Origin of the sequence: Prosthecobacter sp. (assembly GCF_044226605.1) — a bacterium.
Classification (GTDB): Bacteria; Verrucomicrobiota; Verrucomicrobiia; order Verrucomicrobiales; family Verrucomicrobiaceae; genus Prosthecobacter.
Window position 1 is genome coordinate 147485 of sequence record NZ_JBGAGS010000007.1, and the last position, 16646, is coordinate 164130.

At 60.0% G+C, this 16646-nt stretch carries 15 protein-coding genes; 10 read left to right on the forward strand and 5 right to left on the reverse strand.

All coding sequences use genetic code 11. The features are described 5' to 3' along the window. Positions 1 to 33: 33 nt before the first annotated feature. Complete coding sequence (locus ACILSO_RS11205; RefSeq protein WP_395737488.1) at positions 34 to 330, forward strand: hypothetical protein; 297 nt, start codon at positions 34 to 36, stop codon at positions 328 to 330. A 7-nt stretch (positions 331 to 337) separates the two neighbouring features. On the opposite strand, the gene ACILSO_RS11210 is transcribed toward ACILSO_RS11205, so the two are convergent. Next, positions 338 to 1081, reverse strand: a complete 744-nt coding sequence (locus ACILSO_RS11210) for a hypothetical protein (protein ID WP_395737489.1) — start codon at positions 1079 to 1081, stop codon at positions 338 to 340. A 219-nt stretch (positions 1082 to 1300) separates the two neighbouring features. Between ACILSO_RS11210 and nuoD the strand changes: the two genes are divergently transcribed. After that, positions 1301 to 2560, forward strand: a complete 1260-nt coding sequence (gene nuoD, locus ACILSO_RS11215; protein ID WP_395737490.1) for an NADH dehydrogenase (quinone) subunit D — start codon at positions 1301 to 1303, stop codon at positions 2558 to 2560. A 35-nt stretch (positions 2561 to 2595) separates the two neighbouring features. Then, a complete protein-coding gene (locus tag ACILSO_RS11220; protein WP_395737491.1) occupies positions 2596 to 3096 on the forward strand; it encodes an NAD(P)H-dependent oxidoreductase subunit E in 501 nt (166 codons plus the stop codon). 67 nt (positions 3097 to 3163) lie between these two features. Here the strand turns inward: ACILSO_RS11220 and ACILSO_RS11225 are convergent, their stop codons facing one another. Continuing rightward, entirely contained in the window at positions 3164 to 3835 is a 672-nt protein-coding gene (locus ACILSO_RS11225) for a type II secretion system protein (protein ID WP_395737492.1), read from the reverse strand. Positions 3836 to 4139: 304 nt separating this feature from the next. Here ACILSO_RS11225 and ppdK point away from each other — a divergent pair, with 304 nt between their 5' ends. Then, positions 4140 to 7082 (forward strand): pyruvate, phosphate dikinase, encoded by a 2943-nt coding sequence (gene ppdK / locus ACILSO_RS11230; RefSeq protein WP_395737493.1) that lies wholly within the window; start codon positions 4140 to 4142, stop codon positions 7080 to 7082. A 240-nt stretch (positions 7083 to 7322) separates the two neighbouring features. Here ppdK and ACILSO_RS11235 read toward each other — a convergent pair whose 3' ends face one another. Beyond that, positions 7323 to 7910, reverse strand: a complete 588-nt coding sequence (locus tag ACILSO_RS11235; RefSeq protein WP_395737494.1) for a hypothetical protein — start codon at positions 7908 to 7910, stop codon at positions 7323 to 7325. 98 nt (positions 7911 to 8008) lie between these two features. On the opposite strand from ACILSO_RS11235, the gene ACILSO_RS11240 reads away from it, so the two are divergent. From ACILSO_RS11240 to ACILSO_RS11260, 5 genes are all read left to right on the forward strand, one after another. Further along, entirely contained in the window at positions 8009 to 8443 is a 435-nt protein-coding gene (locus ACILSO_RS11240; RefSeq protein ID WP_395737495.1) for a DUF2452 domain-containing protein, read from the forward strand. Further along, positions 8443 to 9693 carry a valine--pyruvate transaminase gene (locus tag ACILSO_RS11245; RefSeq protein ID WP_395737496.1) on the forward strand — a complete coding sequence of 417 codons (1251 nt, stop codon included), beginning with the start codon at positions 8443 to 8445 and terminating at the stop codon, positions 9691 to 9693. The genes ACILSO_RS11240 and ACILSO_RS11245 overlap by 1 nt, the downstream gene beginning before the upstream one ends. After that, positions 9671 to 10636, forward strand: coding sequence for an SAM-dependent methyltransferase (locus tag ACILSO_RS11250; RefSeq protein WP_395737497.1), 966 nt, complete (start codon positions 9671 to 9673; stop codon positions 10634 to 10636). The genes ACILSO_RS11245 and ACILSO_RS11250 overlap by 23 nt, the downstream gene beginning before the upstream one ends. A 9-nt stretch (positions 10637 to 10645) precedes the next feature. Next, positions 10646 to 12064 (forward strand): TonB-dependent receptor, encoded by a 1419-nt coding sequence (locus tag ACILSO_RS11255; RefSeq protein WP_395737498.1) that lies wholly within the window; start codon positions 10646 to 10648, stop codon positions 12062 to 12064. A gap of 81 nt (positions 12065 to 12145) precedes the next feature. Continuing rightward, on the forward strand, positions 12146 to 13216 hold the full coding sequence (locus ACILSO_RS11260; RefSeq protein WP_395737499.1) for an HD domain-containing protein: 1071 nt from the start codon (positions 12146 to 12148) through the stop codon (positions 13214 to 13216). On the opposite strand, the gene ACILSO_RS11265 is transcribed toward ACILSO_RS11260, so the two are convergent. Both ACILSO_RS11265 and ACILSO_RS11270 read right to left on the reverse strand, forming a co-directional pair. Then, positions 13213 to 14313 carry a site-2 protease family protein gene (locus ACILSO_RS11265; protein WP_395737500.1) on the reverse strand — a complete coding sequence of 367 codons (1101 nt, stop codon included), beginning with the start codon at positions 14311 to 14313 and terminating at the stop codon, positions 13213 to 13215. The genes ACILSO_RS11260 and ACILSO_RS11265 overlap by 4 nt on opposite strands. Before the next feature lie 15 nt (positions 14314 to 14328). Next, entirely contained in the window at positions 14329 to 16116 is a 1788-nt protein-coding gene (locus ACILSO_RS11270) for a SulP family inorganic anion transporter (protein ID WP_395737501.1), read from the reverse strand. A gap of 177 nt (positions 16117 to 16293) precedes the next feature. Here ACILSO_RS11270 and ACILSO_RS11275 point away from each other — a divergent pair, with 177 nt between their 5' ends. Then, positions 16294 to 16593 carry a Smr/MutS family protein gene (locus ACILSO_RS11275; protein ID WP_395737502.1) on the forward strand — a complete coding sequence of 100 codons (300 nt, stop codon included), beginning with the start codon at positions 16294 to 16296 and terminating at the stop codon, positions 16591 to 16593. The last annotated feature ends 53 nt before the right edge of the window (positions 16594 to 16646 follow it).

Consider the following 16646-nt stretch of genomic DNA (forward strand, 5'->3'; position numbering starts at 1 on the left):
GGGCGCGATACTAGCGCATCCTGCACGCTCTCAATGACCAAAAACCAAATCCACGAATGGCACGAACGTCTGGAAGACGGCCGCAAACAGTACATCCGCGCGTATTGGAACTCGCGTGAATGGCAGTTCCGCTATGCCCATCCAGACGGCGAGGCGTGGATGCCTCTGGAAAATCCGCCGCCGCAGCGCTGGCTGGAACTGCGGGACCTGCTCTTCCGGAAGTATCAGCGCAAGAAGCTGCCCTGGAAGTATGTCGTGGATCTCGACAAAAGGCTGGCGGACATGGGCATCAAGGCGGAGGACGCTGAGACGCCAGAGGCGGAGGACTGACGCGGTGCTACTGCGCCCCGGCCTTGGTTTTGATCTCGGCGGTCACCCCGCCGCCGTAAGGTGCGCCGAAGCGCATGCCGACCTGCACATCGGGGAAAAAGAAACGCCGGCCCGCACGTGCGCTGCGCCGCCGTGAAATGAAGCCCAGCATGGCGGCAAAAACCGCGCCTCCGGCCAGGATGGCTGGCACCGTCATCGCAAACTTCTTTTCACCTCGCTGAAGCCAAAGTGACTGCTTCAACCGGACGCGCTCCAAGCCGCGCAGCCTGTCGACCCAAGCTCGCGTGGCCATGGCCATGCGTTCGTCGAGTGTGAGCTTGGGGTCGAGGAGGATGCGGCGCGTTTCCTGCATGATTTCCACGAGTTCGGCCGCCGGGTAGCGGTCCCAAAACTCGGGTGCAAATGACATGGCGCTGCCTTTGCTGGCACGGTCATAGGCCATCAACACTGCCGGCCGCGTGCCGCTCCACTCCCGGCGGGTGATCTGGGCCTGTCTGCGCAGAGTCATTCCTGCAGAGGTGAAACTGGTGGCGGTGATCCACGCGTCACATTTCAAATCGTGACGAAATTTGCCGAGCTCCTCGGCTAGCTGCCGGCGGGTTTCAGGAGTCAGCGCCCGGGTATCGTCAAAAATGCCGTCCTCGGGCGGGGGCGTGGCATGGGCCAGCCCTCCGCCTGCCAGTGCAGCCAGCCAGATGCCCGCTATCGAGGGGACGAGCAGGAATAGCTTGAGGCGGCGGAGGCAGGTCATGGGCGGGGACATTTTGTCCCACTCCAGCCAGAGGGCAACTCCGGCGAACCGTTGTTCCCTCATTATATAAGGAGCCGAGAGGACCGATTGATGGAGAAAATGGGGGCATTTAGGGCTCTGTTTCCACCCGCTTGTGAAATTTTTCACAAAATCGCCTTGCCGCTCTTTGGGCAGCGTAGATAGATAGTCTTCACGCCCGCTACCAGACCCCTGCCTTTCATGCCCACTGTCACCCGAGAATACGAGGCCCCGGATACCGCCGCCAAAGTGGCCCGGCAGCTCGAAGCCGTGGAAGAGACCACGACGGACATCGTCGGAGAGAAACTGGTGCTCAACATGGGCCCCAGCCATCCCGCCACTCATGGCGTGCTGCGCCTGATCCTGGAACTGGACGGTGAAATCATCACCAAGGCGGATCCCGATGTCGGCTTCCTGCATCGCGGAGACGAAAAGATCGCCGAAAACATGCACTACAACCAGTTCGTGCCCTACACGGACCGGCTGGACTACCTCGCTCCTCTGGCCAACAACGTGGCGTACGCCCTGGCGGTGGAAAAGCTGATGGGCTGGGAAGTGCCGGAGCGCGGCCGCGCCATTCGCGTGATTTGCTGCGAGCTGGCCCGAATTTCGGCCCACATGCTGGGAGTCGGAGTGTTCGCCATGGACGTCGGCGCGATGACGGTCTTCCTCTACACCTTCACGGAGCGCGAGAAGATCTACAATCTCTGCGAGCAGCTCACCGGCGCGCGCTTCACCACCAGCTACACCCGCGTGGGTGGACAGATCCGCGACCTGCCGAACGGATTCGTCGGTGCTGTGAAAACCTTTCTTTCGGAGCTGGAGCCTGTGATCGACGAGATCGACAAGCTGCTCTCGCGCAACCGCATCTTCATCGACCGCACGCAGGACATCGGCGTCATCTCGAAGGCGGATGCCATCGCATACGGTCTCACTGGCCCCAATCTGCGTGGTTCCGGCGTGGAGCACGACCTGCGCAAGGCGCAGCCTTATCTCGATTACGAGAAGTATGAGTTCGACGTGCCCGTGGGCACCAAGGGCGACTGCTATGACCGCTACCTTGTGCGCATGGAAGAAATGCGGCAGAGCGTGCGCATTCTGAAGCAGGTGCTGGCAAACCTTCCCGAAGGCCCCATCAATGTGGCCGACGCCAAAGGACTGCTGCCGAAGAAGGAAAAAGTGCTCATGAAGATGGAGGAGCTGATCCACCACTTCATCATCGCCACGCAGGGCATCGATGCTCCCGCGGGAGAAGTTTATTTCGCGGCCGAGAATCCCAAAGGCGAGCTTGGCTTCTACATCAACAGCACCGGTGGCGGCGTGCCGCATCGTCTGAAAATCCGCGCCCCTTCCTTTCTTAACCTCAGCATCATCTCCAAGCTGATCCCCGGCCACATGCTCAGCGACATTCCTGCAGTGCTCGGCAGCCTGGACTTCGTCATGGGCGAATGTGACCGCTGATCCACTCCCAACCTTTTCCTCCGAGACAACCACGCATGCCCTTTGAAGTTCCAGCCGAATTGGAGAAACGCATGGATGAGGCGATCTCGCATTATCCCGTTTCAAAACGCAGCGCTGTGCTGCCGCTGCTGCATCTCGTGCAGGAGCATTTCCGATTTATCAGCGAAGAAGCGGTGAACTGGGTGGCTGCCAAGCTTGGGCTGGAGCCGATCCAGGTGCTTGAAGTGGTCACCTTCTATCCGGGTTTTCGTCAGGCCGCTCCAGGCAAGTACCACATCCGCGTGTGCCGCACGCTCTCCTGCGCCATGGCCGGAAGCTATGAGCTGATGGACGCCTTCTGCAAAGCGGGCAACATTGACCGTTCTCACACAGACCATCATCATCCCATCGCGGTCAGTGCTGATGGCAAATACAGCATCGAGTTTGCCGAGTGTCTGGCCAGCTGCGGCTTCGGACCCGTCTGCATGATCGAAGACGACTTCTACGAGAAGGTCGATCCCGCCAAAGCGGGCGAACTGCTGGCGCAACGCGCCTGAGCAGAAGGGCATGAAAAAAGCGCAACGGTTTGAGCCATTGCGCTTCGCGAATCTTTTGAGAGAGGGTTTACTTGTTCCGCCAGGACACGACATCGTCCTCTGTCTGCTGCTGCTTGTCCTGACCCCAGCTGTAAACAGCGATCTCGACCGGGAGCATTTTCGGCGGCGGGCTGATGGCGTTGGAGGAGATCCTTGGATCCGAGTTGTTCAGGTCGGGATTGGCCACCTGTTTGTCGCCATTGGTGTCCAGCAGAACGTAATAAACGGTGCCCCAGAGATCGACGAGCTTGTAGGGAGGCTGGGCGTTCACCAGGCCGAACATGCCGTTCTTGGCAATCGGAAGGTCGATGAACTTGATGTCCTTCGGGTTCAAGTTCTGGGTTGCAGAACCGCCGGATGAGCCGCTGCTCGAGGAAGCCGAGATCGTTGACAGCGCACCAACGATGCCACTGTTTTCATCTGTTGGGATTGCCTGAATGTCCTGGCCGGAGGAAGCAGAGCTGAGGAGGCTGGAGTTCACCGGATAGCGGTTGTACTCGACCTGATAGCTGCCGATGGCGAGGCGCAGATCTTTGATGACGGTCTGCACCTGCACCTTTCTTCCATCTGCCATCAGCTTGTTGGCCTGGGAAATCACAAGGCCTGCAAGGATGGCGATGATGGTGATGACCACCAGCAGTTCAATGAGTGTAAAGCCCGCTTGTACGATGAGAGGGCGGGCGCGAGGTTTGATTTTCATGTTCTTCGGTTGGGTTTGTATTGAGCGGCTGCCGGGAACGAAAGAGGTTCAAAAAACAGTCGTCGTTGTGATTGAATATTAAATCGTTTTTGCCTCGCGACGTCAATACTTGTCATGAAGCAGAACCAAGTTCAGCGGCGGTTCAGACGCCATTTTGAGAGTGGCTGTCGCGACTGCACCGCAGCTTTTGATTGTCAACTAATGCTTGCATCATTTGCTTCAACGACTTAAATCCCGCGCTTCAACCCCCACCTAGAACATACACAACAACCACGGATCGCATCAGACGATCTGAAAATCACTTATGGCAAAGACAGCATCCAAGGGCAGCGCAGACAAAAAGAAGTACGTTTATTTTTTCGGACCAGGGAAGTCAGACGGTGATGGTTCCATGAAAGCATTGTTGGGCGGCAAGGGCGCCAATCTCGCGGAGATGAGCCGCATTGGTCTTCCAGTCCCTCCCGGATTCACCATCAGCACCGAAGTGTGCACGTACTTCTACGAGAACAAGAAGACCTATCCAGCCTCTCTCCAGGGCCAGATGGAAGCCGCCGTCAAAGGCATGGAAAAAATCATGGGCTACAAGTTCGGTGACTCCAAAGGCTTCCCGCTTCTGGTCGCTGTGCGCTCCGGTGCACGTGACTCCATGCCCGGCATGATGGACACCATCCTCAACCTCGGCCTCAACGACGAGACCGTGCTCTCCCTCGTGGCCGCCACGAACAACGAGCGCTTCGCCTGGGACTGCTACCGCCGCTTCGTCCAGATGTACGGAGACGTGGTGCTCGGCGTGCAGAAGCGCGAAGGCGAAGACCATGAGCCTTTCGAAGTCGTCATCGAAGAGTATAAGCACTCGACCTATCACAAGGACATCTTGGACAGCGACCTGACCGCCGACGACCAGAAGGAACTGGTGAAGCGCTTCAAGCAGCTTGTGAAAGACCGCACTGGTAAGAGCTTCCCGAGCGATCCTTGGGATCAGCTTCGCGGCGCTGCCGGCGCTGTGTTCGGCTCCTGGATGAACGACCGCGCGATCGTTTATCGCCGCAAGTACAACATCCCCGCCGAGTGGGGCACTGCCGTGAACGTGCAGGCCATGGTGTTCGGCAACACGGGACCGACCTCCGGTTCCGGCGTGGCTTTCACCCGCAACCCCGCCAACGGCGCGAACGAATTCTACGGTGAGTTCCTCATCAACGCCCAGGGCGAAGACGTCGTCGCCGGTGTGCGCACGCCTGAGCCTGTGGCCCAGCTGCAGAAGGAAATGCCGAAGTCCTACGCGGAGCTCATGAAGGTCCGCCAGACTCTGGAAAAGCACTTCAAGGATGTGCAGGACATCGAGTTCACCATTCAGGAAGGCAAGCTGTTCATGCTGCAGACCCGCAATGGCAAGCGCACCGCCGCCGCCGCTCTGAAGTTCTCCATGGACATGGTGAAGGAAAAGCTCATCGACTGGGAAACCGCCGTGCTGCGCAACCCCGCCGACCAGCTCGACCAGCTGCTGGCCCCGATCTTCGACGCAGCAGACGTCAAGAAGGCCAAGGCCATCGCCACCGGCCTTCCTGCCGGCCCTGGCGCCGCTTCCGGCAAGATCTACCTCAACGCCGACCGCGCTGTCATCGCTGAGCAGAAGGGTGAAAAAGTCCTCCTCGTCCGCAACGAAACCAGCCCTGAAGATCTTCGCGGCATGATCGCTGCTGAAGGCATCCTCACCGCTCGTGGTGGTGTGTCCTCCCACGCTGCTCTCGTTGCCCGTCAGATGGGCAAGGTTTGCATCTGCGGTGCTGCCGCTCTGGAAATCGACTATGACAAGAAGACCGTCACCGTTTCAGGCCAGACCTTCAGCGAAGGCGACTACCTCTCCATCGACGGCACCAGCGGCACCGTGTATGCGGGCGAACTGAAGACCGCTCCTTCCGAAATCATCACCGGCATGATCCACGGCGACAAGGCCGCGCAGGGCACCGAGAAGTTCAAGAGCTTCGAGCAGCTCATGAACTGGTGCGGCAAGGCCACCCGCATGCAGGTCCGCACGAATGCCGACAATCCTGAGCAGACTCAGAACGCCGTTGCGTTCGGCGCCCAGGGCATCGGTCTTACCCGCACGGAGCACATGTTCTTCGAAGGCGATCGTATCGACGCTGTGCGTGAAATGATTCTGGCAGACAACGTGGGCGACCGCAAAAAGGCGCTCGCCAAGCTGCTGCCATATCAGCGCGAAGACTTCACGGGCATCTTCACCGAGCTCAAGGGTCTTCCTGCCACCATCCGTCTGCTCGATCCTCCTCTGCACGAATTCGTGCCGCATGAAGAAAAAGCGCAGGCTGAGCTCGCCAAGAAAATGGGCGTGTCCGTTGAGAAGGTCACCTCACGTGTCGCGGCTCTTCATGAGTTCAACCCGATGCTCGGTCACCGCGGCTGCCGTCTTGGCATCGCCTATCCGGAGATCACCGAGATGCAGGCTCGCGCCATCTTTGAAGCCGCTGCAGATGTGGCGAAGAAGAAGATCAAGGTGAAACCCGAAGTGATGATTCCTCTTGTCGGATTCAAGAAAGAACTCGACCTTCAGGTGGAAATCGTGCATAAGGTTGCAAAAGAAGTGATGGCTGAGAAAAAAATTAAGCTCGACTATCTTGTCGGCACCATGATTGAGGTGCCGCGTGGAGCGCTCACGGCTGATGAAATCGCCGAGACAGCCCAGTTCTTCAGCTTCGGCACCAATGACCTGACCCAGACCGCGCTCGGCATCAGCCGTGACGACATGGGCAGCTTCCTGATGCCCTACACCGAGAACGAAATCTTCAAGAAGAACCCCTTTGCCACTCTGGATCAAACCGGCGTGGGTCAGCTCATCAAGATCGCCATCGAAAAAGGCCGCAAGACCAAGCCCGACATCAAGCTGGGCATCTGCGGTGAACACGGCGGTGATCCAGACAGCGTCAAATTCTGCCACCGTGCAGGCCTCACCTATGTGAGTTGCAGTCCTTTCCGTGTTCCGGTCGCACGCCTTGCCGCAGCGCAGGCAGCGATCGAAGAAAAGCGCGCAGCCGCTCCGGCAGCCGCAGGAAAAAATGTCCGTGGAGGCGCCAAAAGCGCAGCCGCGGCAAAACAAAACAACAACGCAACCAACAACAACAAGAGGACAAACACTATGGCTAAGAAAGCTGCAAAGAAAGCCGCCAAGAAGGCTGCACCCGCCAAGAAAGCCGCCAAGAAAGCTGCTAAGAAGGCTGCCAAGAAGAAGTAACGCATTGGCCTCCTAGAGGTCAATGTGGCGGAGCAATCCGCCGCCAAAAGCCCTGTGGGGATCAAACCTCACAGGGCTTTATTCTTTTTGACGCAGGATGCTTCGCCGGACTCCTGGTCCACAACGAAACCGGTACACGAAAAGCCTGCCACATGGCCCGAAGGCACAGCAACTCCCTGATCTGCGCAGAGCGCCGGTCGCTTATATCGCCTGTCTGATATTTCTGAAGCGGACGCCTGCTCAGCGCCTCTGCTCTTCGTCGTAAATGGAACCAGGTGGCGGCGTGGAAATGAAGGAACCACCAGCGGACATCGCATCATTCCGCACGGTCCTGCTGTTGCCGATCTGCTCATTGGCAGAGCGCATGCTGCCGAGGCCTGCTGAACCCCCCATGCCGGACACAGCACCGTAGTTTTGATACGAAGGCCGGTAAAAAGATCCCATCCCACCAGAGCCGACGGAACCACCTATGCCGGTGCCGCCCACCTGCCCGGGACTCAGGGCCACCGGATTGTCTGGAGTCGGCACACCGTCCGACTTGCGCTCGGACTCCGCCAGGTAGTGCTTGTTCCACGCGGCGTTGTTCACGCCTTCGGCCACCTTGTTGTCCAGCCGGCGCTTCTGCTCCTCGTAATCAGCCTTGCTGATGGCGCCGGAGGAGCGCTTGTGCTCCAGTTCGTCATACAAGTGCTGATAGCGGGCGCGGACCACGTTTTCATACGCAGACAGTTCGGCCAGCGTGGGGATGCTGTCCATGGTTCTGCTGGCGCAGGAGGCGAGCATGCCGGACAGCAGTGCGCCCATCAGTAATTGGGAGACGTTCTTCATCAATGCTAAGATACGCCCGGGAGGCATCTTGTTCAAATCAAAGCACCGTTGCATCCCGGCCTTGGCGCTTCACCCTTAACACCCAATCACCCACTGCCTTGGACCCCATCGACGCTGCTTTGCAAGTTCCTGAGCCCCGTGGCAACTTCCTGCCGTATCCGGCCTCTCGGCTGGCTGCCAAGATCGTTCCCCAGGATCTCACCAGTTTTAAATCCCGGGGCGTCACCCGCGCCGAACGCGTGCTCCAGCAGGAAATGGTGGAAATGCAGGAGCGCTACATGGAGGTGATCGACGCGTTTAACTGGAACAAGCTCATCTATGAAAGCCACTTCGGCTTCGAGCCCGTCTGCGGCGAAGTCTATCACCTGTACGAAGTTCAGGGCAGGCACCAGCTCAGCATGATCGCTCCCGAAGAGTGGCATCAGCGCTGGCTTGGCAGCGTCCGGCTAAATGCAGATGGCCGCTGGCAGATTGAGAAAGCTGCGCCAAACTTCAACATCCGCGACTGGGTGCATACCTTCGTGGCCCCCTGATGCAATCCACCTTCTCAGACATCGGTCAGCGCCTCGCCGGCCCCAGCGGCATCCAGGAACTCATGGACGACTGTGGCGCAGCGCTCACGACCCACCCGGACATGCGCATGCTCGGCGGCGGCCAGCCCGCCGCCATTCCCGCGGTGCAGCAAATCTGGCGTGAGCGCATGCACGCCATGCTGGACGACCACAGCATCGACCGCACGCTGCTCAACTACGACCCGCCCGGGGGCAATCCGCTCTTCCGTGAAGCGTTTGCCGCCTTCCTCAAGCGCGAGTGTGGCTGGGAGGTGACCCATGAAAACATCGGGGTCATGCCCAGCTCGCAGTCTGCTTTTTTTCTGCTCTTCAATCTTCTCGCGGGTGAGGCTGGCGCGGCAAAGAAGCGCATCCTCTTTCCTCTGCTGCCCGAGTACATCGGCTACGCCAATCAGGCGCTCAGCGCCGGCCAGTTCACCGCCTGCCTGCCCCGCATCGTTGAAACCGCCCCGCACGAGATCAAATACCATGTCGATTTCGATCGGTTGCGCATCACGCCGGACATCGCGGCGATGTGTGTTTCCTGCCCCACCAATCCCACGGGCAACGTGCTCACTCAAAACGAGTTCGACAGCCTCCATGCGCTGGCAGACGCGCACGGCATCCCCCTCATTATTGACAACGCCTACGGCCATCCCTTTCCTGGCGTCATTCACAATGGCTTCCAGCCCAAATGGCAGCCCGGCATGATCTTCAGCATCAGCATGAGCAAGGTCGGCCTGCCTGGCGTGCGCACTGCCATGATCGTCGCCGATCCTCACATCGTGAAGGCGCTTTCAAACATGAACGCCATCGTCTCACTGGCCAATGGCAACCTCGGCCAGGCGCTGTTCATGCCCCTGCTCAAGGACGACACTCTCGTCAAGCTCGGCCCCTCCGTCATCCGCCCCTTCTACCGCGAGCGCTCGGACTTTGCCAAATCCGTGCTCGCATCGGCCTTGGGCGATCGCGTGCCTTGGGCGCTGCATGCGCAGGAGGGCGCCTTTTTCCTCTGGCTCTGGATCAACGGCCTGCCCATCCCTGCCGCAGAACTTTATCGCCGGCTCAAAGAAAGGAAGGTCCTCGTCATTCCTGGGCACTACTTTGCTTTCGGCTTGGATAAAGACTGGCGACATCCGCACGAATGCCTGCGCCTCACTTACTCGCAGCCGCAGCACATCGTGCGCGAAGGTTTGGAAATCATCGCCGATGAAATCATCCGCAGTTTCTGAGCCTTTCTCCGGCTTCATGGCGCGTGCCCTGTTCGATCCTGAACGCGGCTACTACACACGGCACATCAAAACCGTCGGCACCCGCGGAGACTTCTCCACCTCAGCCACGCTCTCTCCATCCCTTGGCCGCGCCATCGCAGACTGGCTCAAGGGGGAATCACATCTGCAGTCACACATCCGTCACATCATCGAGATCGGCGCCGGCGACGGCTCGCTCATGCAGACGGTGCGCAAAGCGCTCGGCTGGTGGGCACGCCGCCGGTTCACCTTTCATATCGTCGAGACTTCTCCCGTGCTGCGGCAGGAGCAGCAAAAGAAGCTGGGAAACAAAGTGGTGTGGCACGACGATCTTGAATCCGCCCTCACCGCCTCTGGCGGGCAGGCCTTCATTTACCACAACGAACTCCTGGACGCATTTCCCGCCACCCTAGTGCAGTGGAGCGCCGCCGAGCAGCGCTGGCTGGAGGTCTGGGTGCCTGAGCAGCTTCATCCGCACGCACTCGACGCAGCGCATTTCAGCGCCCTGCGCCACACTGCCTTTTCCGACCGCCAGCGCTGCGAGCTCCACCCCAGCGTGCGGGACTGGCTGCGCGGATGGACGCCGCATTGGAAAAACGGCGCCATGCTTACCATCGACTACGGCGATGACTTCCCCGGACTCTATCATCGTCGGCCTCACGGCACGCTGCGTGCTTATCTGCTGCATCAAAGACTCACCGGAGCCGACATCTATGCCAATCCAGGCCGCCAGGACATCACTGCCGACATCAACTTCACCGACTACTGCGCCTGGCTGCACGAACTGGGCCTCATCGAGGTTTCACGCCAGACCCTGGCCGGATTTTTGGAGGACCAGTCCGCGTCGGACCGCCTGTGCGATCCCGACGGAGCCGGAACTGCTTTCAAATGCTTCGTGCATCGGCCTCAGGCATGCGCATCATAAGGCCACCGCATGAATTCCGTCAACGAACGCCCCGGCACGCTTGAGAAAGCGCTCAAGATCAACCTCGCCCACACCATCTACGGCACCTTCGCGGAGATCGGCGCCGGGCAGGAAATCGCCAACTGGTTCTTCCGCGCCGGCGGCGCGTCCGGGACCGTGGCCAAGACCATGTCTGCCTACGACATGACCATCAGCGATGAAATCTACGGCAAGAGCTCCCGGTACGTCTCGCGCCAGCGCATGTGCGCCATGCTGGAGCACGAGTACCCCATGCTCGTGCAGCGGCTCAATGCCAAGCGCGGCACCACCACCACCTTTTTCACCGTGGCGGACACCGTGCGCGCCCGCTCCTATCGGGACACCAAGGAGGAATGCCATGGCTGGATCGGCATGCGCTTTCAGGCAGAGCCCGGCGGCCCGTGCAATGAAATCCAGATGCATGTGCGTCTGCTGGACGACTCCAACGCGCGCCAGGCAGACGCGCTCGGAAAGCTCGGCGTGAACCTCATCTACGCCGCCTTCTACCTGCGGGAGGATCTGTCCTTCTTCCTCCAAAGCCTGCTGGACGATCTCACACGCAAACGTGTCGAGATCGACATGATTGACTTCACCGGCCCTGTCTTCGCGGCATCGGAGTTTCAAGATCGCCTGGTTGCTCTGAAGCTCGTGCGTCTGGGCCTCGCCGATGCGGCGCTCTTCGGCGCTGACGGTGAAATCTGGCAGGCATCTGATGTGCTGTATAAAAAGCCGGTCTTCCTCAAGCGCGGCAGTTTTGATCCCATCACCAAGCTGAATCTTGACATGATTGAGCGCGGCCAGGCCGCCTTCAAAGCGGATTTCGGTGAAGCCGCCTGCAACAACGTCGAAATCCTTGAGATCACCATGCACAATCTCCTCGCCAGCGGGGCGGAGGTGCCTGACAGCGAATTCCTCGCGCGTGCAGACGTGCTCCAGGCGCTGGGCAAAAACGTGCTTATTTCCAAATATCCGGAGTTTCACCGCGTCAGCAGCTACCTGGCCCGGCACACGCAGTGCCCTATCGGCATCGTGCTGGGACTCCCCCTGTTTCAGGAGCTGTTTAACGAACGCTGGTCCGCGGACCTCGAGGGTGGCCTGCTTGAAGCCTTCGGCCGTCTTTTCAAAAACCAGGTTCGCGTCTATGTCTATCCCATGGGCAATCCGCTGAACGGCCAGATCCTCGGGGTGAATGATGCCCGCGTAACTCCCGAGCAGAAGCATCTGCTGCGCTACCTGATCGAGACCAAAAGCGTGCGAGCTCTGGAGGAGCCGAATCATGACTTTCTCTTCCACACCAGCGCGGAAGTTCGCAACATGATCCACGCACGCGACGGCAACTGGCAGTCACTTGTGCCTGACATCGTTCTCAAGCAAGGACCATGGCGCGAGATCGGCCAGCCCGTGATGTAATTGTCCAGTTGCGCCGCAACTGGATCCGAAGCCGGCGGCTTCGCTCTTGACGCCGAGTGTGCCCTGCGGCCACTCTCCTCCATGGAAGACTCCACGGCTCACGACCTCGACCTGATCACGATCACGCAGCTGCGGCAGGTCGCGAATCCAACGCCGCAGCCCTACCGGCTGCACTTGCAGGTGGAGTCACGCATCGAGAAAGCCACCAGCACGGGCAGCCCGTTTCTGGAGGTCAAGCTCGTGGACGCGGCCGATTCGTTGGTCTGGCGCATCTTTGACAACAATCCCGTGTTCCAGGACGCGGCCAGGCTGGCGCGCAACTCCTTCATCCAGCTCTCCGGCCATTGGGTTGAGGGCAAGTACGGCATTGAGCCCCGCCAGGTGCAGATGCGCGCTCTTACCGAAGAGGAATCATCCACACTGCTGCTGGGAGATCCCGATCTCGCCTCCCGCCAGCAGGCGGACTACGCGGACATCACTGCCTTTATCGAGTCCATCCGCGATCCGCGCCTCCAGAAGCTTTGCCTGCTGTTTCTCGAGCGCCACGGCGAGCGCTTCCGCCGCACCGGCGCCGCGCGCAAAAACCACCACGCCCGTCGTGGCGGCCTGGTGGAGCATGTGGCGCAGATGATGCGCTGCGCCGTGGCGGTGGCGGGTGTTTACCCAAACTTGAACCGCGATCTCATGATCGCCGGCGTGCTGTTCCACGACTGTGGCAAGCTTTGGGAGAACGTGTATGCCGAATCCGGCTTCACCATGCCGTACAATCTCACGGCGGAGATGCTTGGGCACATCCCGCTGGGCCTGGAACTCGTGAACAAGCTCTGGCGCGACATGCTGGAGCAGCCCGCAGCGGGGGAATGGACCGCCATGGAGCCTGCATCCGAGATCGTGCGCCTGCACCTGCTGCATCTCATCGCCGCGCATCATGGCAGCCTGGAGTTTGGTTCACCCGTGCTGCCCAAGACACCCGAGGCGGTCGCCCTCCACCACGTCGATAACATCGATGCCAAGCTGGAGATGTTCCGCCGCGGCTATGCCAGCAGCAAGGAACTCGGCACCGGCATCTTCGAAAAGTTTTCTCCGTGGCCGGTGAACATCGTCGCACCTCTGCCAGCGGTGAATCCGCCGTCGGCGGATGGCGCGGCCTAGGCCCGCAGCTTCATCAAGGCTGCGCGTACCATCAGCGTCTCCCCCACATTTTCAGCGGTGAGCAGTCCCACGAGTCTTCCGCTGATCGGATCCAGCACGGGTATGGCCGGGCAGTCGCTCGCGTTCAGGGTGTCGAGACCTTCTGTCAAACCTCCGACGGGTTGCACCGAGGCAGGGCAGGGCCGCATCACGTCGCTCACCGGATGAGAGGGGCCCTTTTCAGCGAGTGCTGAGATCAGGTCATGGCGCGTCAGCATGCCCTGCATGCCGCCGCCTGCGTCCAGCACAGGGAAATCCTGCTGGCTGCCTGCGAGCAGGAGCACAACCGCCTCGCGCAGGGTGGCATCCGGCGGCAGTGAGCGGAAGTCCGTGAGCATGGCATCCTGCACGCGCAGGTTTCGCGTGGCCTCCTGCTGCGTCACCGTGGCTGCCTCCTGCCCGGCGGCCATGAAAATGAAGAAACAGATGAGCAGCAGCATGGGCTGAAAGGTGTGGCTCAGCAGCATGAAGATGGCCACCAGCATCGCGATGCCCTGCCCGATGGAAGCCGCGCGTCGTGTGGCCGCGCCGTATTCCATGAACATGGCAAAAAAGGCGCGCAGCACGCGGCCGCCATCCATGGGAAAGGCGGGGATCAGGTTGAACACCACCATGAAAATATTCCACACCATGAGCTTCTCGAAGAAGTCGCCTGATTTGAGGAAGTCATAGCCCGGATGAAAAACTGCATCGATGCCGAAGGCCAGCCAGATGCCTGCTGCGATGATCACATTGACCAGCGGGCCGCAGATGGCCACGACGAGTTCCTCAGAGGGCTTCCGGGGCATGCGCTCCAGCCGCGCCACCCCGCCGATGGGCAGCAGCGTGATGTCCGGCGTGCGGATGCCATAACCGCGCGCCGCGGTGACGTGGCCGAATTCATGCAGCACCACGCAGGTAAAAATCGCGATGATGAACAGTGTGGACTCGAGCGCCACAAGGTGCCCCTGTCCGCTGAAATAACTCTGGCTGGCCACGAACAGCAGCAGCAGCAGGAAGGTGGCATGAACGCGCACCTCGGTGCCGACAACGGAGAAGAGGCGGAAAGACCATTTCATAGGGGAAAGCGGGATCTAGTGCTTTGGAGATTTTGAAGGATCGTAGTAGATACGCACGTCCGCATCTTTAATGCCTAGAATCTCCTGGGCACGCCGCAAAGCATTGCGGGTGGAAAGATTGGGATTCGACGGGCTGGCCGGGAAGAGGTTGTCCTTTCCGATGACCTCCACCATTCCCGAATCCTTCAACACGCGGTACAGGTCTTTCGACACGCCGCTGACGATGATATCACGCCCATCGGCCCGCAGGGCGCGGGTCAGTTCCTCGATCGCCATGGCGCATGTGGCATCCAGATGCCGCGCGTTCTTCAGCCGCAAAATCACAATGCGCAGGTTGGGGTCGGCGCACGAGCGTTGAATCTGCGTGCGGAAAATGTCCGCGGAGGCGAAAAACAAATCACCCTCCACATGCACAATCGAGATCGCCGGATGCTGGCGTCCGCCCTGCTGGGCCTCGGCCAGATTCCCCTCCGCATTGAATTCGTACTCCACCAGGGAGGGCTGGCTGGCCTTGTGCAGGTAAAGGATGATCGAGACGCCCACGCCGGTGAAGATGGCCACGTGCAGCGGCACCAGCAGCGTTGCGAAGAAAGTCGTGACAAACACGATGGCGTCAGACGCCGTCGCGCGCAGGGAGATGTGGATCTGGCGCTTGTTGATCAGAGCCACCGCCACGCAGATTACCATCGCACCGAGAGCGGCCTTGGGGACATAAGCCACCAGCGGGCCGATGGTCAGCGCTGCTACCAGGCACACCACGCCGCTCACGATGGCGGACACCGGAGACACCGCGCCGCTTTCATACGCCGCCAGCGAACGGGTGAGTGAATGGGAGGCAGGCATGCCGCTGAGATAGGCGCAGGCCAGATTGGCCGCACCCAGGCTGAGCATGTCCTGGTTGGCATCCACATTGTGGCCGGACCGGCTGGCCAGCGTGCGCGCCATGGCGGAGTTTTCCATCATCGCCACAAACGCAAGGGAGAGCGCCAGTCCGAAGAGCTGGCTGAACTGCGCCGAGGCATTGCCACTGGTGAAGTCGGGGAAGGGGGGGAGCAGCGTGCGCCAGGTAAACGACAAATCGGAATAGGTGGCGACATGCCACCCCGCTCTGTTCATTCCCGCTGCAATGAAAGACATCAGGATAAGCGTGAAGGTCAGCGCCGGGAAGCGCTTGCCAAAGCGTTTGAGGCCGTAATAGCAGCCGATGGCCAGCACGCAGATCAGGGCGCTTGGCCAGTGAATGTCCCCCAGATGGCCCAGCACATCATGCACGTCCGAGACCAGCGTCCGCGCCACAGGTCTGCCAGGAGCCGGGGCGATCTGCTGCCCCAGCACCACCGGCAGCTGGTGCGCAAACATCTGCAAAGCCGCTCCCGTGAGATACGCCACCACCACCGCCCGGCTGATGAACCGAGCCATGTCCGCCACCCGAAAATAAGCACCGAAAATCAGCAGCGCCCCCACCAGAAACACCAGCATGGGCATCGAGGCCAGCTGGTTCAGGTTTGGAAAAGCCGCGAAATAAGACGACACCATGAAGGCCGTCGCGTTCGTCGGGCCATAGATGGAATGCCGTGAACTCATCAACAGCGCCCCCACCACACACGCCACCGCAGAACAGGTGATGCCGTACGCCAGCGGCAGTCCGGCCACCACCGCAAACGCCATGCCCTGCGGGATGGCCAGCAGCGCCCCGTCCAGTCCGCTCCTGCAGTCCGCTTTAAAGAACTCCTTGTGGTATCCCTTCAGGATTTGTTTGAGCGGAAACGGATCGAGCGTGCTCTCGCCTACTGTCGTGCGCAACAAACCCCAGCCCTGACGTGCAAGACCACGCAGATGCAAAAGCCAGGATCGTAGGTTGGAAAACAAAAGGAACTCCTTGAAGGTGCTTCGCCCATGCTAGACGCCGGAGCCCATAGCACAAGCATTGTGCATTACGATTGCCGCTGGACTCGCGGCCTTGCCGAATCATTTTCCGCCATGCCCGCTGCCGATGACGACTCTATTCCCGAGGTGGTGGAGCACCCCATCGGCCCGGAACTTGATCTCCACACCTTCCGCCCCGGGGAAATCAGCAGCCTGCTGCCCGAATATTTCACGGAATGCCGCAGGCGTGGCCTCCTCCGCGTCCGCATCATTCACGGCAAAGGCACCGGCAGCTTGAGAATCGGAGTGCATCAGCTCCTGGCGAAGCTGCCAGAGGTGAATGAGTTCATCTGGCCCGCCGATGAAACCAGCGGCTCCTGGGGGGCGACTTGGGTGATTTTAAAGCCATTCTAGAATTGCCAGTGAGGCGATGGATCTGATAGCGTAAAAAATATGCGTATTATTTT